Annotated in this window: 15 protein-coding genes, 20 tRNA genes and 1 rRNA gene; all 36 read left to right on the top strand. The window is 57.5% G+C overall.

Annotated elements, in window-relative coordinates; translation table 11 throughout:
- A 23S ribosomal RNA gene (locus ACFPB1_RS20770) occupies nucleotides 1-176 on the top strand; the annotation flags it as partial.
- Between the two features lie 114 nt (nucleotides 177-290).
- Nucleotides 291-367: transfer RNA gene (locus ACFPB1_RS20765), tRNA-Ile, on the top strand.
- Nucleotides 368-390: 23 nt separating this feature from the next.
- Nucleotides 391-466 (top strand) — tRNA-Ala (locus ACFPB1_RS20760).
- 13 nt (nucleotides 467-479) lie between these two features.
- Nucleotides 480-555 (top strand) — tRNA-Asn (locus ACFPB1_RS20755).
- Nucleotides 556-560: 5 nt separating this feature from the next.
- Nucleotides 561-651, top strand: a tRNA-Ser gene (locus tag ACFPB1_RS20750).
- Between the two features lie 61 nt (nucleotides 652-712).
- Nucleotides 713-787 (top strand) — tRNA-Glu (locus ACFPB1_RS20745).
- Nucleotides 788-795: 8 nt separating this feature from the next.
- Nucleotides 796-871, top strand: a tRNA-Val gene (locus tag ACFPB1_RS20740).
- 18 nt (nucleotides 872-889) lie between these two features.
- Nucleotides 890-966, top strand: a tRNA-Met gene (locus tag ACFPB1_RS20735).
- Between the two features lie 39 nt (nucleotides 967-1,005).
- Nucleotides 1,006-1,082, top strand: a tRNA-Asp gene (locus ACFPB1_RS20730).
- A gap of 79 nt (nucleotides 1,083-1,161) precedes the next feature.
- Nucleotides 1,162-1,237, top strand: a tRNA-Phe gene (locus tag ACFPB1_RS20725).
- Nucleotides 1,238-1,252: 15 nt separating this feature from the next.
- Nucleotides 1,253-1,328, top strand: a tRNA-Thr gene (locus ACFPB1_RS20720).
- 7 nt (nucleotides 1,329-1,335) lie between these two features.
- A tRNA-Tyr gene (locus ACFPB1_RS20715) sits at nucleotides 1,336-1,420 on the top strand.
- Nucleotides 1,421-1,426: 6 nt separating this feature from the next.
- Nucleotides 1,427-1,501 (top strand) — tRNA-Gln (locus ACFPB1_RS20710).
- Nucleotides 1,502-1,508: 7 nt separating this feature from the next.
- A tRNA-Lys gene (locus ACFPB1_RS20705) sits at nucleotides 1,509-1,581 on the top strand.
- Between the two features lie 14 nt (nucleotides 1,582-1,595).
- A tRNA-Leu gene (locus ACFPB1_RS20700) sits at nucleotides 1,596-1,681 on the top strand.
- A gap of 14 nt (nucleotides 1,682-1,695) precedes the next feature.
- Nucleotides 1,696-1,782: transfer RNA gene (locus ACFPB1_RS20695), tRNA-Leu, on the top strand.
- 3 nt (nucleotides 1,783-1,785) lie between these two features.
- A tRNA-Gly gene (locus tag ACFPB1_RS20690) sits at nucleotides 1,786-1,860 on the top strand.
- 7 nt (nucleotides 1,861-1,867) lie between these two features.
- Nucleotides 1,868-1,941: transfer RNA gene (locus ACFPB1_RS20685), tRNA-Cys, on the top strand.
- 10 nt (nucleotides 1,942-1,951) lie between these two features.
- Nucleotides 1,952-2,028, top strand: a tRNA-Arg gene (locus tag ACFPB1_RS20680).
- 4 nt (nucleotides 2,029-2,032) lie between these two features.
- Nucleotides 2,033-2,109 (top strand) — tRNA-Pro (locus ACFPB1_RS20675).
- Nucleotides 2,110-2,124: 15 nt separating this feature from the next.
- Nucleotides 2,125-2,195: transfer RNA gene (locus ACFPB1_RS20670), tRNA-Gly, on the top strand.
- A 201-nt stretch (nucleotides 2,196-2,396) separates the two neighbouring features.
- The gene (locus ACFPB1_RS20665) at nucleotides 2,397-2,678 is read left to right on the top strand and encodes a LexA family protein (RefSeq protein WP_379228003.1); all 282 of its coding nucleotides are present in this window, start codon (nucleotides 2,397-2,399) and stop codon (nucleotides 2,676-2,678) included.
- A gap of 323 nt (nucleotides 2,679-3,001) precedes the next feature.
- Nucleotides 3,002-3,757 (top strand): ArsR/SmtB family transcription factor, encoded by a 756-nt coding sequence (locus tag ACFPB1_RS20660; RefSeq protein ID WP_379228002.1) that lies wholly within the window; start codon nucleotides 3,002-3,004, stop codon nucleotides 3,755-3,757.
- Nucleotides 3,758-4,125: 368 nt separating this feature from the next.
- The gene (locus ACFPB1_RS20655) at nucleotides 4,126-5,877 is read left to right on the top strand and encodes an ABC transporter substrate-binding protein (protein WP_379228001.1); all 1,752 of its coding nucleotides are present in this window, start codon (nucleotides 4,126-4,128) and stop codon (nucleotides 5,875-5,877) included.
- Between the two features lie 73 nt (nucleotides 5,878-5,950).
- The gene (locus ACFPB1_RS20650; protein WP_379228000.1) at nucleotides 5,951-6,904 is read left to right on the top strand and encodes an ABC transporter permease; all 954 of its coding nucleotides are present in this window, start codon (nucleotides 5,951-5,953) and stop codon (nucleotides 6,902-6,904) included.
- Between the two features lie 12 nt (nucleotides 6,905-6,916).
- Nucleotides 6,917-7,849 carry an oligopeptide ABC transporter permease gene (gene opp4C / locus ACFPB1_RS20645; protein ID WP_379227999.1) on the top strand — a complete coding sequence of 311 codons (933 nt, stop codon included), beginning with the start codon at nucleotides 6,917-6,919 and terminating at the stop codon, nucleotides 7,847-7,849.
- Nucleotides 7,850-7,861: 12 nt separating this feature from the next.
- The gene (locus ACFPB1_RS20640; protein WP_379227997.1) at nucleotides 7,862-8,848 is read left to right on the top strand and encodes an ABC transporter ATP-binding protein; all 987 of its coding nucleotides are present in this window, start codon (nucleotides 7,862-7,864) and stop codon (nucleotides 8,846-8,848) included.
- Complete coding sequence (locus tag ACFPB1_RS20635; RefSeq protein ID WP_379227996.1) at nucleotides 8,841-9,812, top strand: ABC transporter ATP-binding protein; 972 nt, start codon at nucleotides 8,841-8,843, stop codon at nucleotides 9,810-9,812. Before ACFPB1_RS20640 ends, ACFPB1_RS20635 begins: the two co-directional genes overlap by 8 nt.
- 14 nt (nucleotides 9,813-9,826) lie before the next feature.
- Nucleotides 9,827-10,300 carry a hypothetical protein gene (locus tag ACFPB1_RS20630; protein ID WP_379227995.1) on the top strand — a complete coding sequence of 158 codons (474 nt, stop codon included), beginning with the start codon at nucleotides 9,827-9,829 and terminating at the stop codon, nucleotides 10,298-10,300.
- Between the two features lie 202 nt (nucleotides 10,301-10,502).
- Nucleotides 10,503-11,357, top strand: coding sequence for an alpha/beta fold hydrolase (locus tag ACFPB1_RS20625; RefSeq protein ID WP_379227994.1), 855 nt, complete (start codon nucleotides 10,503-10,505; stop codon nucleotides 11,355-11,357).
- Nucleotides 11,358-11,361: 4 nt separating this feature from the next.
- Complete coding sequence (locus ACFPB1_RS20620; RefSeq protein WP_379227993.1) at nucleotides 11,362-11,946, top strand: TetR/AcrR family transcriptional regulator; 585 nt, start codon at nucleotides 11,362-11,364, stop codon at nucleotides 11,944-11,946.
- Between the two features lie 554 nt (nucleotides 11,947-12,500).
- Nucleotides 12,501-13,790, top strand: coding sequence for an ABC transporter substrate-binding protein (locus tag ACFPB1_RS20615; protein WP_379227992.1), 1,290 nt, complete (start codon nucleotides 12,501-12,503; stop codon nucleotides 13,788-13,790).
- Nucleotides 13,791-13,895: 105 nt separating this feature from the next.
- A complete protein-coding gene (locus tag ACFPB1_RS20610; RefSeq protein ID WP_379227991.1) occupies nucleotides 13,896-14,780 on the top strand; it encodes a carbohydrate ABC transporter permease in 885 nt (294 codons plus the stop codon).
- Nucleotides 14,781-14,798: 18 nt separating this feature from the next.
- The gene (locus tag ACFPB1_RS20605; protein WP_379227990.1) at nucleotides 14,799-15,626 is read left to right on the top strand and encodes a carbohydrate ABC transporter permease; all 828 of its coding nucleotides are present in this window, start codon (nucleotides 14,799-14,801) and stop codon (nucleotides 15,624-15,626) included.
- Between the two features lie 48 nt (nucleotides 15,627-15,674).
- Nucleotides 15,675-16,688, top strand: coding sequence for a LacI family DNA-binding transcriptional regulator (locus ACFPB1_RS20600; RefSeq protein ID WP_379227989.1), 1,014 nt, complete (start codon nucleotides 15,675-15,677; stop codon nucleotides 16,686-16,688).
- Between the two features lie 38 nt (nucleotides 16,689-16,726).
- A complete protein-coding gene (locus ACFPB1_RS20595; RefSeq protein WP_379227988.1) occupies nucleotides 16,727-17,686 on the top strand; it encodes a carbohydrate kinase family protein in 960 nt (319 codons plus the stop codon).
- Nucleotides 17,687-17,695: the final 9 nt, after the last annotated feature.

Raw genomic sequence — 17,695 nt, 5'->3', positions numbered from 1 at the left:
TGGGTAGCCAAGTGCGGACGGGATAAGCGCTGAAAGCATCTAAGCGTGAAGCCCCCCTCAAGATGAGATTTCCCAATTAGTAAGACCCCTTGAAGACGACGAGGTTGATAGGTTCGAGGTGGAAGCGTGGCAACGCGTGGAGCTGACGAATACTAATCGGTCGAGGGCTTATCCTAATGTCTCATACCTGAGACGACCAGCTGATGTTGAATTGCATATCATCGTATCCGGTTTTCAAGGTGTTTCTTTCTTCAACTGAAGATACACCCACTTCTGAGTGGGTTTTTTATTGGCCTTTAGCTCAGCTGGTTAGAGCGCACCCCTGATAAGGGTGAGGTCGGTGGTTCGAGTCCACTAAGGCCAACCAACCTCCCTTTCCGGGTAACATACGGGGCCATAGCTCAGCTGGGAGAGCGCCTGCCTTGCAAGCAGGAGGTCAGCGGTTCGATCCCGCTTGGCTCCACCATGATGCGATCTATTCCCTGATAGCTCAGTTGGTAGAGCACTCGACTGTTAATCGAGTTGTCACAGGTTCGAGTCCTGTTCGGGGAGCCATCTGTGGAGAGCTGTCCGAGTGGTCGAAGGAGCACGATTGGAAATCGTGTATACGTTAACCGCGTATCGAGGGTTCGAATCCCTCGCTCTCCGCCATGCTTCCCTTTGAGGCGAGGCTGCGTCATTCCGATTACATATCGGGTATACCTATTCATACGGCCCGTTGGTCAAGTGGTTAAGACACCTCCCTTTCACGGAGGTAACAGGGGTTCGAGTCCCCTACGGGTCACCATCTTTCATGGAGGCTTAGCTCAGCTGGGAGAGCATCTGCCTTACAAGCAGAGGGTCGGGGGTTCGATCCCCTCAGCCTCCACCATGAACAATTTTACATTATCGCGGGGTGGAGCAGCTCGGTAGCTCGTCGGGCTCATAACCCGAAGGCCGCAGGTTCAAATCCTGCCCCCGCAACCAATTAAGATCGGCATTTCGCCGATGCCATTATTTAAGTGTGGAGCCGTGGTGTAGAGGCCTAACATGCCTGCCTGTCACGCAGGAGACCGCGGGTTCGAATCCCGTCGGCTCCGCCATTTTCACTCTGTATCGTGCGTTGTCTCCGGACATCCGAACAATCGTCCGAAGAGCAGAGGCACGAATCGGGAATAGCTTGGCTCGGTAGCTCAGTTGGTAGAGCAGAGGACTGAAAATCCTCGTGTCGGCGGTTCGATTCCGTCCCGAGCCACCATGAACGACATCATCTGCCGGTGTAGCTCAATTGGTAGAGCAACTGACTTGTAATCAGTAGGTTGGGGGTTCAAGTCCTCTCGCCGGCACCATTTATTTGGAGGATTAGCGAAGTGGCCAAACGCGGGAGACTGTAAATCTCTTCCTTCCAGGTTCGGTGGTTCGAATCCATCATCCTCCACCATTTCATTGGGGATTAGCCAAGCGGTAAGGCAACGGACTTTGACTCCGTCATGCCTAGGTTCGAATCCTAGATCCCCAGCCATCGTCATGAGCCATTAGCTCAGTTGGTAGAGCACCTGACTTTTAATCAGGGTGTCGTAGGTTCGAGTCCTACATGGCTCACTTTTATTGAATACGCGGTTGTGGTGGAATTGGCAGACACGCTATCTTGAGGGGGTAGTGCCCACCGGGCGTAAGGGTTCGAGTCCCTTCAACCGCACCATTTCATCTTCACATGCGGTCATGGCGGAATTGGCAGACGCGCTAGATTCAGGTTCTAGTGGTGTAACAGCCGTGGAGGTTCAAGTCCTCTTGACCGCACCATCTGCGGAAGTGGCTCAGCGGTAGAGCATCGCCTTGCCAAGGCGAGGGTCGCGGGTTCGATTCCCGTCTTCCGCTCCATTTTTTTGGCGCCATAGCCAAGTGGTAAGGCATAGCTCTGCAAAAGCTTGACCCCCAGTTCGAATCTGGGTGGCGCCTCCACAATTGTTTTGTGCCCTTAGCTCAGCTGGATAGAGCGTTTGACTACGAATCAAAAGGTCAGGAGTTCGAATCTCTTAGGGCACGCCATTTACGGGATGTAGCTCAGCTTGGTAGAGCACCTGGTTTGGGACCAGGGGGTCGCATGTTCGAATCGTGTCATCCCGACCATCTTTTTTTTCCATTGCGGGTGTAGTTCAATGGTAGAACTTCAGCTTCCCAAGCTGATGGCGTGGGTTCGATTCCCATCACCCGCTTTCCTATATGACGCGTAGAAGCCTTTTATCTCCTCGGATAAGAGGTTTTTTGTATACACGGCAGTTGCTTATGGAGTTAAATGAGGATTGCTGGAGCGAGCATCAGAAATTGGCAGCTTCATTGGGTAAAATAATGCTTGAACTTTGGGATGCTTCGATCTAAAATGAGAACATATGTTCCCATGTGAAGGAGCGTCGATAATGAGCTTATCCAGAAAATGTTTGGAAATCGCCTATTCGATCCTAAATTTCAGCGCCAAGCAAGGGTTTCCGCCGACCGTCGACGAAGTGCGGAATTTTGTCGGCTTGCGGAGCTTCGCGACCTTGGAGCCGCATCTGCTGCGGTTGCGGCAGGAAGGGATCCTGCATTGGGAGCCGAGCGAGAGCCGTTCGCTTCGCGTGCTGCGAGCCGAGTTCGTCAAGTCTGCATACCTCGAACGATTGGCCGAAGAACGGGCCGAATACATATACCGTGCTCCTTAACGACATCTATTATTAAGAGCGCGAAGGTCTGTGCCCAACTCGACCGTTATGCTTCCCCCGTATCGAGGAAGATGGACGACAAGCCGGGAATGGAGAGGCTCGGGAAAATTCGAAGTGGGACAGATCGCAGAACGCGCGCTATAATATAGGGCAGAGAGGGGTGTGCGGCCATGCCATACAGTCTGGACATTCGATTCACACCGCTATATGAAGTGATTGGCAGCTTGCATGCCTACATTTGCCGGAAATCGCATAAGAAACTCGATCTGTCCCCATCGTGGCCAAAGGAGGTCGGCGGGCGGCTAGAGCCGGAGCTGGCGGAAATGCTGAACACCACCGACATTGATGCGGCCTGGAAGCTGACGTACCTGCTCGTGTATCTGAGCCCGAGCAAGAATGCCACGGAATTCGCGGCATGGCTTAGAGGCATGACCGCCGGGGACCTGTATGAATTGATGTCGCCTTATGCCAATCAGTTTCCCGCTAATATGGCGGCGTTCCGCGATCGGACCGCCAAGCTGTTCGAGCTGTGGGACGAGCATTATTTTCGGCATCTCGACGGGGCGATCGTCGAGCGGCTGCGGGACGAGGCGTGCAGCCGCAAGCAAGCGCTTCCTTCGGCGGACCCGACGGCCTTCATCGATGAGACGGCCAACGGACTGTTTTTCGAGCCGCTGGAAGGACTGGAGCAGGTCGTGCTCATGCCGCAGTATCATTTTCAGCCATTCAACGTCATCAGCCATTTCGGTCATGTAACGATCTGCCACTATGCCGCCAGAGTCTACGTGGACGACGAGGATTTCCTCTCGCCGCACGAATACCGCATGATCCGGAGCGTGGCGGAGAAGAGCCGGCTTAAAATATTGCGATTTCTGCATCAGGGGCCGCGCTCGTTCATCGAGATCGTGCGCCATCTGGAGCTGTCGAAGGGCATCACGCACGACCATGTGACGAAGCTGCGCCATGCCGGCATGCTGACGGCGCATTTCGAGGGCGAGACGCTGACCGCGTACAGCCTGCGAAGCAGCGCGCTCGCCCAAGTGCATCGCAAAATCATGGACTACATCGAGCAAGGGTAAACAGCCGGCCAGGCGGCTTCCTGGAATCAAAAAAGAATTTCGCCAGCATTTCGCAAGTCTCGGGCACCTCGTGCGGCTCCCGCGCGAGATGCCGCGGCGCGAGACGACTGTCAACCTAGACATCGGAAAAACCATTCCCCACGGTGCTGTACGGACGGTGTGGACATGGTTTTTTTGTGCATTTCTGCAAAGGAAACGCGTCTCGGATATGGCGAACTTTGCATGTTTTCTTTGTGGAAAGAATTATTTTTAAGTTCTCTATTTACAGAACCGCAAAACGTACCTATAATAAAACCAACAACAATGCTGAGTGATTTAATCGGAATTAATCGGCACTCATAAATAGCTGTTACTTTCAGGAGGTCGTCATGAAGAAAAGAATCGTTACTCTGTCCACTGCCATTCTCGCGAGCGCCATTTTGCTGGCCGCTTGCGGCAATAACGCAAACAACGCCGGTACCGCCAACAACGGCGCGAGCAACACCAACCAAGCCGCGGCTGGCAATTCGTCCAACACGACCGCGCCGGATGCCGCAGCCGATGCTTCGGGCACGTTTAAAGCGTCCGACATGTCCAAGCTCCCGGATACGGCGAAGAAGCGCACGGACACGATCATCGTCGGCTTGACCGATCCAAGCGGCGCGTTCACGCCGTACTTCCAGCAGAGCGGATACGACGGCAACGTCTCGTCGCTGCTCTATACGCCGCTCGTGACCGTGGATGACAAAGGTCTTCCGGTACCGGGCCTGGCGGAGAAATGGGACGTGTCCGCGGATAACCTGACGTACACGTATCACCTGCGCAAAGATCTGAAATTCAGCGACGGCTCGCCGCTCACGGCTGACGATGTCGCGTTCACGTGGACGATCCTGTACGACAAATCGTATGATGGCGACTCCCAAGTAAACGCGCTGCTCGTAAAAGGCGGCGAAGATTATAAGGCAGGCAAAGCGACGAGCATCTCCGGCATCAAAGTCATCGATCCGCAGACGATTTCCGTCACGCTCGAGAAGCCGAACGCCAGCGCGCTGACGATGCTCGGCTCGGATGTCCTGTCCAAAGCGTACTACGGCAAGGACTACAAGCAAGGCGACCTGGGCTACATGAAGAAGCTCAGCGGCAGCCCGCTCGGCAACGGTCCGTACAAGCTGGAAAAGTTCATTCCGGGCCAGGAAGTGCGGATGGTCGCGAACGAGAACTATTATGCCGGCAAGCCGAAGACGGAGCACTTCATCTATAAAACGTCTGAAGGCGACACATGGCAGTATCTGGAGACGGGCGAAGTCGACTACGCTTCGTTCAGCGCCACGAAGGAAAACCTTGATAAGCTGAAGGCGCTCGGCTTCGTGAACATCTTGCCGTACACACCGAGCAATTACGGCTACATCCAGCTGAACCTTAAGCACCCTGCGCTGCAGGATAAGCTGGTCCGCCAGGCGCTCACGTACGGTCTCGACCGCCAAAGCATCTATGTGGACGCGAACCAAGGCGCTGGCAAAGTCGCCAATATTCCGGCGTCCCCGACGTCCTGGGCCTACACGGATGACGGCATTAACCCGTACAAGTACGATCCGGACAAAGCAAAGGAACTGCTGGACCAAGCGGGCTGGAAGGTCGGCTCGGGCGGCATCCGCGAGAAGGACGGCAAAGCGCTGACGATCCATTACCTGGGCTCCAAGAGCCCGGCTACGGATATCTTCATCGCCGTGGCGAAGCAGGACTACGAAGCGCTCGGCATCAAGTTCGAGCCGGAGGTCTTCGCGGACTTCAACGCTCTCGTCTCCAAGGTTGAAGGCGGCGATTACGATTTCGCTACGTTCTCGACTCCGCTCCTGACGGATCCTGCGGACGGTCTGGTGCAATTCATCGACGGCGAAATTCCGGGCTACAGCGACGCGAAGTTTAAGGAGCTGTACGATAAAGGCTTGGCGACCTCGAACATCGAGGAGCGTAAAGCCGTATACAAAGAGCTGTTCCAATACCTCAACGACCAGCTGCCGATTATCTTCACGAGCTACAAACAGAGCGTGTACGCTTATAACGGCCGCATTCAAAACCTGAGCGTCAGCCCGTTCAACGGTCTGTCCTCGAGCCTGCCGAACTGGACGCTCGGCCAATAACGCAAGACGAAACGACGAAACGCGATTCCCTGCCCGGCGACCGGGCGGGGAATCGCAGGTTAAGGAGTCGACTATGAGCACGTACATTACAAAGCGGATTTTGTATATGGTCATCATTTTGTTCGCGGCTTCCTTCTTGATCTTCTGCCTGTATGCCTTGACGCCGGGCGATTTCATCACGGGGAACATCAAGCTGACGCCGGAACGCAAAGCGGAGCTGCGGGAGATTTACGGCCTGAATAAGCCCGTGATCGAGCGGTACCTGCTCTGGATGAAGAACGCCTTCCACGGCGACTTCGGTTATTCGCTGGCGCAGCAGAAGCCGGTGCTTACACTGTTCAACCAGTACATCTGGAATTCATTCCTGCTTGCGGTCGTCTCGACGTTCCTGACGTGGCTGATCGCGACTGTCGTCGGCGTCATCGCCGCCTACAAGCAGTATTCGTGGTTCGATACCATCGTCATGGTGGGACTCTTCGCCGCGATGTCGATCCCGTCGTTCTTCATCGGCTTGTTTCTCATCAAGATATTGGCCGTCGACTGGAAGTGGCTGCCGCCGGGCGGGATGCTGACGACGGGAAGCAACGCGACGGGCATGGCGTACGTTAAGGAAGTCATTCATCACATGACCTTGCCGGTCATGGTCATGACGCTGCTCGGCGTCGGGTCGCTGACGCGGTATTTCCGCAGCAACATGATCGAAGTCATCAAACAAGATTATATCCGCACGGCCCGCGCCAAAGGGCTGAAGGAGCGCAAGGTGCTGTTCACGCACGCCCTGCGCAACGCCCTGCTGCCGGCGATTACCTTGGTCGGCTTCGAGCTTCCGGGGCTGTTCGGCGGGTCGCTGATCATCGAGAAAATTTTCAACTGGCCGGGCATCGGCCAACTCTATATGCAGTCCTTCACGCTGCGGGATTACCCGCTGCTGATGGGATTCACGCTGTTTATCGCCATACTGACCGTCATCGGCACGTTCATTTCGGACATTTTGTACCGCGTCGCCGATCCGCGGGTCCGGTTGTAGGAGGGCACGAGGATGTCAACGATTCACGCAGAAGGCACGGGAACGGCGAAGGCCGCGCCCGCGCGCAGAACCGCGCACGCTTCGCTGTGGCGGCAGTCGCTGTCCCGGCTGCGCAAGAACAAGCTGGCCATGCTCGGGCTCGCCGTCGTGGCGTTCATGTTCCTGGCCTGCTTCATCGGCCCGCTGTTCTCGCCGTATACGGATAACAAAATCAACATGGCGTTCATGAACAAGGCGCCGAGCTTGAAGCACTGGCTCGGCACCGACGCGCTCGGCCGCGACGTGCTGACGCGCGTCCTGCAGGCGGGGCGCATCTCGCTGACCGTCGGCATGGCGTCGATGGTGCTGTCGGTGTTCGTCGGCACGCTGCTCGGCGTCATCGCCGGGTATTACCGCGGCGTCGTCGATCAGCTCATCATGCGGCTCGCCGACCTGCTGCTGACAATTCCAAGCCTGCCGTTGCTGTTCATCTTCGGCGCGCTGCTGTCGGAATGGAAGGTGCCGACGGATTACCGGATGTACATCGTCATGCTGATGCTGAGCATCGTCGGCTGGCCGGGGCTTGCCCGGATGATTCGCGGCCAGATGCTCAGTCTGCGGGAACGGGAATATATGCAGGCGACCGTGGTCCTTGGACTGCGCGACCGCCGGAAGCTGTTCAACCATCTGCTGCCCAATCTGGTGCCCTTGATCATCGTCATCGCCACGCTCAATATCGGCGGCGCCATTCTGAGCGAATCGGTGCTGAGCTATTTCGGACTCGGTGTCATGGCGCCGACGCCGACGTGGGGCAACATGATCGACGCGGCGAACAATATGATCGATTTCCAGAACCATCCGTGGCTCTGGATTCCGCCGGGATTCTCGATCTTCGCGACCGTCATCGCCATCAACATCTTCGGCGACGGACTGCGGGACGTGCTGGATCCCAAGCAAAAAAGGTAGGTGCACGCGAGCATGAATAACGTACTTGAGATCGAGCATCTCAGCACGCATTTCCATACCGAAGAGGGCGTTGTGCGGGCCGTGGACGACGTTAGCCTCCGGGTCCGTCCGGGCGAAATCGTCTGCATCGTAGGCGAGTCGGGCAGCGGCAAAAGCATCACGGCGATGTCGGTCATGGGTCTCGTCGAAGGCCCGGCAGGCCGGGTCGCCGGCGGCCGCATCGACTTTGGCGGCGAAGATCTGCTGCAATTGAGCCGCAGCGAACTGCGCGCCATCCGCGGCAACGAGATCGCGATGATTTTCCAAGAGCCGATGACGTCCCTGAATCCGGTGCTGAAGATCGGCGAGCAGTTGATGGAGCCGCTCATGACCCACCGGAAAATGAGCAAAAAAGCGGCGCGCAAGCGGGCGATCGAGCTGATCGGCGAAGTCGGCATCTCCCGCGCGGAGCAGATCGCGGATTCGTATCCGCACGAGCTCAGCGGGGGCATGCTGCAGCGGATCATGATCGCCATCGCCATCTCATGCGATCCGAAGCTGCTCATCGCCGACGAGCCGACGACGGCGCTCGACGTGACGATCCAGGCGCAAATCCTGGACATGCTGCGCCGCTTCAAGGAAGAATCGGGCATGTCGATCCTGCTCATCACGCATGATCTCGGTGTCGTGGCCGAAATGGCGGATTACGTCGTGGTCATGTATGCCGGCAAAGTCGTCGAGGAGGGCGAGGTCGTGGCCCTGTTCGAAAATCCGCAGCATCCGTACACGCAAGGCTTGCTGAAATCGAAGCCGATCATCAACCAGCGCCAGGAAGAGCTCTATTCCATTCCGGGCCAGGTGCCGAATCCGCTCGAGCTGACGCCGTCCTGCTATTTCCACGACCGGTGCGCGCACTGCATGGAGATTTGCCGGACGAAGCAGCCCGCGCTGAAGGACGTCGGCAATGGCCAGCATGTGGCTTGCTGGCTGTACGAGAAGGAGGCGATCGCGCATGGCTGAGGCGCAAGCGCTGCTTGAAGTGAGCCGACTGAAAAAATATTTTCCGATCAAGGCCGGACTGCTCGGCCGGACGGTCGGCCAGGTCAAGGCGGTCGACGATATTAGCTTTACCATCAACAAGGGCGAAACATTCGGCCTCGTCGGAGAATCGGGAAGCGGCAAAAGCACGGTCGGCCGCACGATCCTCCGCTTGAACGAGAAGACGGACGGCGAAGTGCGGTTCGACGGCATCGACTTGTTCGATCTGCCGCCGGATGAGCTGCGCCGCCTGCGGCCGAAGATGCAGTTGATCTTCCAGGATCCGTACAGCTCGCTCAATCCGCGCGTGCGCATCGGCGACGCCATCGGCGAAGCGCTGCTCGACCACGGCCTGGCGTCGCCGGCCGAAGTTCGGGACCGCGTGATGGACGTGCTGACCGCCTGCGGGCTGTCTTCGTACCACTACGGCCGGTTCCCGCACGAATTCTCCGGCGGCCAGCGGCAGCGGATCGGCATCGCCCGCGCGCTGGTGCTGAATCCGGACCTGATCATCGCCGACGAGCCGGTCTCCGCGCTCGACGTATCGATTCAGGCGCAGATCATTAATCTGTTCCGCGGCATGCAGGAGAAGCAGGGACTGACGTACCTGTTCATCTCCCACGACCTTAGCGTCGTCGAGCATCTGTGCTCGCATATCGGCGTCATGTATCTCGGCTCGATGATGGAGACAGCTTCCCGCGACGAGCTGTTCCGCAATCCGCTTCATCCGTACACGAAGGCGCTGCTGTCGGCCGTGCCGGTACCGATTCCGAAGCTGAAGCGCGAGCGGATCGTGCTGAGCGGCGAGCTGCCGAATCCGGCGAACCCGCCGTCCGGCTGTAAGTTCCACACGCGCTGCCCGTTCGCGGTTCCACGCTGCCGCGAGGAAGTGCCGCAATTCCGGGAGGTGGGCAGCGGCCATAAGGTCGCCTGCCATCTCGTATGAGCGGCCGCGTCATTATGCCCCAGCTGTACGCGCTGCAGCTGGAACGGATCATCGCGCGCGGCTTCTCGGCGGACGAGACGCTGGAGCTGCTCCGGCACGGCAGCAAGGAGGAGCTTGCGGCGCGGATCGATCCCAAGCCGACGTGGGAACGGCTGCTGACGTATGCCGAGGAACACTGGGCGAACGTAGAGACGGCGGTGCGTGAAGGTTACCGGTTCTCGTTCCTTACGATCGGCGGTCTCAAGAGCCTGCTCGAGATCAAGTTCCGCAAGCGCGAGGAGACGGATTACCGCTTCACGGGCGAGCGGATCGAGGGGCTCCGGCTGGCGGATTCCGAGCTGGCGCTGCTGCGGAGCATGGTACCGGCGTATTGGGCGTTCATCCCCGCGGATGCCGCGGAAGCGGAAGCGCAGGCCGCTCGGACCGGCGGGAGCGGAGCGCCGGATACGGAGCCGAAGCGGACGGTCGCGATTGCGATGATGCCATAGAAGCAAGGCTAATAGGCTGCAGCAGTTTGCCGAGGGGCGGACTGCCGCAGCCTATTTGTGCTGTGCGCAGGCGGCTAACGAGCCGGCATCGGGGCGCCGCCGCCGCGAAGCACCGCGGCCGAAGCCATTGACAAATAGTCGATCCCATCCTATTATTTTATTGACTGATTAAGTCAATCAAATAAAAAAAGGATGAAGAGCGATGTCGACGGATAACCAACAGGGCTTGTTTCGGCACGGCGAGGTAATATCGATCGATCGGACGCGAATTGGCTATAAATCAATTGGCGAGGGCCCGGGAATCATTCTTGTGCATGGCGCATTACGAGATGCTGACGATTACAGCCGCCTGGCGATCGCGCTCTCCCGAACCTTTACCCTTCACCTCATCGATCGAAGAGGCAGGGGGTTGAGCGGTCCTCAAGGCCCGGAGTATGCTATAAATAAAGAGTGCGAGGACGTTCAAGCCATAAGGGAAGCGACAGGCGCCGACTATTTGATCGGACACAGCTATGGAGGGCTTGTGTCGCTGGAAGCGGCCAGACTGGACCCATCCATCGCCAAAGTAGGCGTGTATGAACCAGGTGTTCTGATTCACCCTATGGACGATGCTTGGATGCGCCTCTATGAGCAGGCGCTGCTGAGGAACGATCGGCGCGGAGCTTTTGCGCATTTCGTGAAAGGAATGGGCCAGACCCCGCTGACTCGGATGCCCGATTGGTACGCAAAATGGATATTGAGGATCATGGTTCGCGGCGAAAAGTGGAGCAAAATCTCTCGATTGCTGCCGCAAAATTTGCAGGAGCACCGTGAGGTGCAGCGGCTCGCTTCTTCATACTTGCATTACAACAGCATCCATGCGGACGTGTTGGTGATTCAAGGGGGCAAGAGCCCGGAGTCCACGAAAGAAACGATGAAGGCGTTACATCGCACGATCAGCCGATCTAAAGTGGAGACCGTGCATGGTCTGGACCATTTTGGACTCGAAAATGAAGGCGCGCCTGATCGAATAGCGAGGATGCTCGCCAACTTTTTCCTTAACTCTGAAGGAGTCTGATGATATGCCGCGCTTAAAGGAAGAGCAGCTTCAACTCATTTACGAAGAACGCAAACGACAGCTTACGGCGGCCGCGGTCAAAGTTTTTGCCCGGCACGGATTACCGGGTACGAAAATCAGCATGATTACCGCGGAAGCAGGTGTGAGCCACGGGCTGTTTTATCATTACTTCAAGACGAAGGAAGAACTGTTTATCTCCCTGGTCCAGGAAGCGGTTGATACATCGCTAAAGGAAATCGACGGTTTGATCCAATTAGCAGTGCCGCCGATCGAAAAAATCAAACTCCTGACGGAAAGCATGCTCGATGCGAGCGGAGCTCCGTATTTTATGCTGCTTCATCGGGCTCGGAATTTTGAAGAGGTTCCCGAAGAGGTCGGCCGGCTGATTCAAAAGCATCCGATGGATATCTACGTCAAACGTTTATTGCCCGTATTCGAGGAAGGCCAACAAAGGGGGGAAATCGCGGACGGGGATGCGGAGGAATTGATCGCCGGCTATCTCGCGATCCTCTCCGGCGTGATGGTGTTGGGTAACGGGTATTCGACTCCCCGAACGGAGTGGCTGCTGCGATACGTCGCAAAGAGATGATTGATCACCCGCGCCGCAGCGGCAAGCTCGGTCCGAACGTAATGTACCAATCATTCATGCTCTGTACTAATTTACGCAATGAAGGAAGGCCGGCGGAGGAAGCCGGAATGGAGGCGAGAACAGCAGCCGGTTTCCAGCCGCGCGCCTGCCCGTGAGCTGTTCGGCGAGCAAGGCGCGAAAGCGGCTGGAAATCGCTGCGTTTTCAGGTATGGCGCGCATTCGGGACATTCCGCGTCCATACGGGACGTTTCGACACGAAAAAATAGGGATTGTCAAAACAAAAGGATACGATTATACTAAATTCACGACGTTATGGAAGCGATACCAGAGTAAATCGACCTACTATATGGTACCGATTCCATGTTTTTTGTTCACGATCTGGTATCGGTACCAGAATATCGTGTTCCGAATCATTACTGAAGGGCGGTGGTTGGACGGGAGAACAAGCCGGCAGGTGAATAGGAAGGTTCGATTGAGGAAAGATTTGAAGGAAGCGGAATGCAGACATCCTATGTGAATGCACTACATTCTTTTAAAATTGGGGGAACGAATCCATGAAAAGAAAGTCCTTTGGTTTGACCGCCATCTTGCTGGCGTGCGTGCTGCTTGTCCTGACGGCTTGCGGCCAAAACGGTTCGAATACGGCATCCAATAATGGCAACCAAGGCGAAAGCGCTTCATCTGGTAAAATCCCGCTGAAGCTGTGGTACTGGAACGGAGCGATATCCGATTCCACGATCGAAGCGGCCAAAGCGAAGTTTCCGAACATCGACCTGCAGGCGGAGAAGCTGCCGTCCGGCGACGATTACTTCACCAAGTTGAAAGCGACGCTCGTCGGCGGCGGCGACGCTCCGGACATCGTGGCGATGGACAGCTGGGTATCCTCGATGCTGGCGTATAAAGACAAATTCGTGAACCTCTACGACCAAGGCGCGAAGGATATCCAATCCAAGTACCTCGACTGGAAATGGAAGATGGCCGCGACGCCGGACGACAAGTACCTGATCGGCCTGCCGATCGACGTGGCGCCGGTCGTGCTCTACTACCGCACCGACCTGCTGGAGAAAGCAGGCATTCCGAACACGCCGGACGCGGTCAGCAGCGCAGTGAAGACGTGGGACGATTACCTGGCCCTGCTGAAGAAGCTCAAGGACGCGACCGGCGCGACGACGGGCAACATCGCCGACGTCTACAACACGGTCATGGGCCAAAGCGACAAGTCGTACTTCGACGAGCAAGGCAACTACATCGGCGATCAGGCGCACGTCAAGGCGGCGTACGATCTGGCGGTCAAGGCTTATCAGCAAGGCCTGACATTCCCGTACTCCAATGGCTCCGAGCAGAACGCCGCGATCAACAACGGCAAGATCGCCATGTACACGGGCGCTTCGTGGGCCGTCGGCGACCTGATGAGCGCGGCGCCGGACACGAAGGGCAAATGGAACATCGCGCATCCGCCGGGCCACGTCGGCAACCAAGGCGGTTCGTTCTTCGGCGCGCTGAGCTCGACCAAGTATCCGAAGGAAGCGTATGAAGTGATCCAATTCCTCGTGAGCCCGGAAAACCTGGTAACGGCCTACAAGGAATTCGGCAACTACCCGTCCACGCCGGAAATCTACAGCAGCCCGGACATGGTCAACAAGAACGATTTCTTCGGCGGTCAAGACCTGAGCCCCGTATTCGCGGACGCCGCGAAGGACGTCAAAATCGCGCACACCGATTCCCGCGACATGGTTGTGAGCACCGCTATCACCGACGCGCTCGTCGCGGTCGACAAGAAGCGCGATCCCGAGAAATCGTGGCAGGACGCGCAGGACAAAATCAAGAAACAGCTGTCCCACTAAGCCGACAGCGGCTACCGGGAGGCAGCCAAGCTTGGCATTCAAAACGGATGGGGCGGGGAAGGGCGCAGGCGCTTCCCCGCGCCAGCCAAGTAACGGAGGAATAGCATGGGAGGCCTTTTGAAAGAAATTTACAAGAGCAGAGCGTTGTATCTGTTTATTTCTCCATTTTATATCCTGTTTCTGATCTTTTCCGTTTTTCCGATTTTCTACTCCGTGTATTTGGCCGGCCATAAATGGGACGGCATCGGGGAGATGAAGTACGTCGGCTTCGACAACTTCACCTACCTGTTCACGGATCCGACGTTCTGGAACGCACTCGTGAACAACATCGCGCTCTGGATCATGGGCAACGCACCGCAGCTAATCTGCGCGCTGATCGTCGCGTTCCTCATCAATATGTCCATCGTACGGTTCAAAGGGTTCTATCGTATCGCTTATTTCTTACCGAATATTACGGCCATGGTCGCAGTCGTTATCATATTCCAGTCCTTGTTCGGCAACCAGTACGGACTGATCAACTTCCTGCTCGAGAAGATCGGGCTGTCCCGCATCGAATGGTTCAACACGCCGTTCGCTTCCCGCGTCGTCATCGCGGCGATGATCTGCTGGCGGTACATGGGCTACAACGCCATCATTTATCTGTCTGGACTGCAGCGGATCCCGAAAGACCTGTACGAAGCGGCCGAGCTCGACGGCGCGTCGACGGCCCAGACGTTTCTGCGGATCACCCTGCCAATGCTGAAGCCGATCATCCTCTTCTCCGTCATGATGTCGACGATCGGCGGCTTCCAGATCTTCACCGAGCCGCAGGTGCTGGCGGGCACGCAGTCCCCGTATCCGGGCACGGACACCGTGGTGCTGTACATGTTCCGCGAAGGCTTCACGTTCCAAAATTACGGTTACGCGGCCGCCGTGTCGTGGGTGCTGTTCGTCATCATCGGCATCCTGTCGCTCATCAACTGGAAGGTCTTCAACAAAAACGACGATTGATAACGAGGTGAAAGCCAGATGGGCAAGGCAAACCAAACCAAAAAGATCTTGCTGCACACCGTGCTGATCATCGGCGTGCTGGTGTCGATCTTCCCGTTTTATTGGCTCGTCGTGATGTCGACGAACCAGACGAGCGCCATCTTCGCGTTCCCTCCGAAGCTCACGTTCGGCGGATACTTCGCGACCAACTTCCAGCACGTGCTGGACAACATGAATTTTTACCGCGCCTTGTTCAACACGCTGTTCATCGCGCTCCTCAGCACGACGCTGCAGCTGTTCTTCAATTCGTTAACGGGGTTTACGTTCGCCAAGTTCAAGTTCCCGGGTTCCCAATGGCTCTTCTACGTCATGATCGCCACGATGATGATCCCGGGACAGATGCTGCTCGTACCCCAATTCATTATCATCAAGACGTTCGGCTGGGTGGGCAGCTACAAGGCGCTGATCGTGCCGGGCATCGCCTCCGCGTTCGGGATCTTCTGGATCCGCCAGTACGCGCTCGCCATTCATACCGAGCTGCTGGAATCCGCGCGCATCGACGGCTGCAGCAAGTTCGGCCAATACTGGCGCATCGCCCTTCCGATTTTGCGGCCAGCGCTCGCGTTTCTCGCGATCACGACGTTCATGGGCGTATGGGAGGATTACCTGTGGCCGCTGATCGTTTTGACGGATACGTCCAAATTCACTTTAATGATTGCGCTCCAGCAGTTAAAATCAGTTCATACCGCAGATTATTCCATGGTCATGACCGGCACGCTTATGGCGACCCTGCCGCTGATCATCGTCTTCCTTGTCGTCAGCCGTCAATTCATTGCCGGCATCATGGAGGGCGCGGTCAAGAGCTGAGGCGCCGCGGCGCATGGGATGGCGAACGAATTGGAGGCTTGGTAGCGCATGGCGCCGAAAATCAAGGATGTGGCGAAGAAGGCAGGCGTATCCGTGACGACCGTATCGCGGGTGCTGAACGGCGAGAAATACGTGAAGGACGACCTCAAAGAGCGGGTTAAGCGGGCCATCGACGAATTGGGCTATACGCCCAGCCATATCGCCAGGAGCCTCGTACGGAAGAAGACGAACCTGATCGGCGTCATCGTGCCGGACGTAACGTCGAGCTTCTACTCCACCATCCTGAGCAACATCGAGCAAACGGCGAGCCAGAACGATTACAACCTGCTGGTGTGCAACATCATCGAAGACACGGACAAAGAGCTGAAATACTTAAACGTCTTCAAGGAAATGCGCGTCGACGGCATCATTATCATGCACGAGAAGCTGAATGATGAGATCCGCGAAATGATCGGCAAGCTGGGCATCCCGATCATCTTCTCGAGCGTCAAGCCGACGGACCAGCCGTTCGCTTCGGTCATCATCGACGACTTCGCGGCGGCGTACGACGCGACGCGGTATTTGATCGACCTGGGGCACGAGCGGATCGGCTTCATCGGCGGCGACATGCGGGACGTGACGTCGGGGCAGAACCGGTACGTCGGCTACTGCCGGGCGCTCGCGGATTGCGGCATTCCGCTCGTCGACGAGTACGTACGATTCGGCGATTATAAGACGCAGAGCGGGTACGAGCTCATTCAAGAGCTGCTGGACGTCGAGCGCCGTCCGACGGCCGTGTTCGCGGTCAGCGATGACATGGCCGTCGGCGCGATGAATGCCGTGCGCGACCGGGGGCTGTCGGTGCCCGCCGACATCTCAATCGTCGGCTTCGACGGCAGCCAGCTGACAGAGCTGGTGCGGCCGCGCCTGACATCGATGGAGCAGCCCATCCGGGAGATGGGCACGGTCACGGTCAACGTGTTGATCGACATGATCGCGAAGCGGGAGAAGGCGCCCAAAGGGGATGTTATCCTGCGGCATGAGCTCGTCGTGCGCGACAGCTGCAGGCGTAACGAAGAATAGAAGCAGATTTACATCGTAGCGGGAGAGGGAGAAGTGACGTGAAGAAATTCGATGCGGTCGTCGTCGGCGATGTCAACATAGATTTGGTGGTGGTGGGCCAAAGCCAGATACCGCAGCCCGGGCAGGAAGTGTTCGTGGACAACATGCAGATACACGTCGGCGGAGGGGCGGCCCTGTTCGCGCTGTCCCTGGCCAAGCTCGGACTCGGCGTGGCCTTCAGCGGCGTGCTGGGGGCGGACAGCAACGGCAGCTTCATCCGGGAGCAATTCGCCCAATATGGTATCGATACCAGCCTGATCGAGACAAGCAAGATCCACCGGACGGGCATCTCGATCGCGTTCAATCCGGATACGGACCGTTCGTTCCTGTCGTACGCGGGCTCTAACCAGGAGCTGGAGCTGGAGCGGCTCGAGCTCGACCGGATTGCCCAAGGCCGGCACGTCCATCTGACGGGCTATCGCGGCCGGGCGAACCACGCGGCGTTCCTCGCGGTCGTGAAGCAATTGAAGGAGAAGGGCGTCACGCTATCCTGCGACGTCGGCTGGGACGACTCCGGCGAATGGTACGAAGGCGTCTTCGAGCTGATGCGGCATATCGACGTCTTCCTGATGAACGAGACCGAGGCGCTGCATTACACCCGCCGGGCGCGGATCGAGGACGGCCTGCGGCATATGGCCGGCTATGGCAAGCATATCGTCGTCAAGCTGGGCGCCGAAGGCGCCGCCGCCATGAAGGACGGCGTGTTGACGCGCCATCCGGCGTTCAAGGTCGAGGCGGTCGACACGACGGGCGCGGGCGATTCGTTCAACGCCGGCTACCTGTACGGCTTCCTGCGCGGGCTGGACGTCGAGACGTCGCTCAAGTACGGCAACGCCTGCGGCGCCATGTCCGTCGGCGCCTACGGCGGCAGCACGGGGACGGCGGACGCGGACGGCCTGCGCCGGTTCCTGGAGCGGCACGAAGGCGGACGGACGCTGCCTAAGGCGATTTCGCAGTAATACGGCGGG

Origin of the sequence: Paenibacillus sp. GCM10023250, assembly GCF_042653205.1 — a bacterium.
Classification (GTDB): domain Bacteria; phylum Bacillota; class Bacilli; order Paenibacillales; family Paenibacillaceae; genus Paenibacillus_Z.
The sequence above is the reverse complement of the archived record's forward strand: the minus strand, read 5'-3'. Positions and strand labels throughout refer to the sequence as shown.

Bases quoted from the DNA above. Each gene is read 5' to 3' on its own strand.
- ACFPB1_RS20665 (WP_379228003.1), top strand. From the start codon at position 2,397: ATGAGCTTATCCAGAAAATGTTTGGAAATCGCCTATTCGATCCTAAAT.
- ACFPB1_RS20660 (WP_379228002.1), top strand. From the start codon at position 3,002: ATGCTGAACACCACCGACATTGATGCGGCCTGGAAGCTGACGTACCTG.
- ACFPB1_RS20655 (WP_379228001.1), top strand. From the start codon at position 4,126: ATGAAGAAAAGAATCGTTACTCTGTCCACTGCCATTCTCGCGAGCGCC.
- ACFPB1_RS20650 (WP_379228000.1), top strand. From the start codon at position 5,951: ATGAGCACGTACATTACAAAGCGGATTTTGTATATGGTCATCATTTTG.
- opp4C (WP_379227999.1), top strand. From the start codon at position 6,917: ATGTCAACGATTCACGCAGAAGGCACGGGAACGGCGAAGGCCGCGCCC.
- ACFPB1_RS20640 (WP_379227997.1), top strand. From the start codon at position 7,862: ATGAATAACGTACTTGAGATCGAGCATCTCAGCACGCATTTCCATACC.
- ACFPB1_RS20635 (WP_379227996.1), top strand. From the start codon at position 8,841: ATGGCTGAGGCGCAAGCGCTGCTTGAAGTGAGCCGACTGAAAAAATAT.
- ACFPB1_RS20630 (WP_379227995.1), top strand. From the start codon at position 9,827: ATGCCCCAGCTGTACGCGCTGCAGCTGGAACGGATCATCGCGCGCGGC.
- ACFPB1_RS20625 (WP_379227994.1), top strand. From the start codon at position 10,503: ATGTCGACGGATAACCAACAGGGCTTGTTTCGGCACGGCGAGGTAATA.
- ACFPB1_RS20620 (WP_379227993.1), top strand. From the start codon at position 11,362: ATGCCGCGCTTAAAGGAAGAGCAGCTTCAACTCATTTACGAAGAACGC.
- ACFPB1_RS20615 (WP_379227992.1), top strand. From the start codon at position 12,501: ATGAAAAGAAAGTCCTTTGGTTTGACCGCCATCTTGCTGGCGTGCGTG.
- ACFPB1_RS20610 (WP_379227991.1), top strand. From the start codon at position 13,896: ATGGGAGGCCTTTTGAAAGAAATTTACAAGAGCAGAGCGTTGTATCTG.
- ACFPB1_RS20605 (WP_379227990.1), top strand. From the start codon at position 14,799: ATGGGCAAGGCAAACCAAACCAAAAAGATCTTGCTGCACACCGTGCTG.
- ACFPB1_RS20600 (WP_379227989.1), top strand. From the start codon at position 15,675: ATGGCGCCGAAAATCAAGGATGTGGCGAAGAAGGCAGGCGTATCCGTG.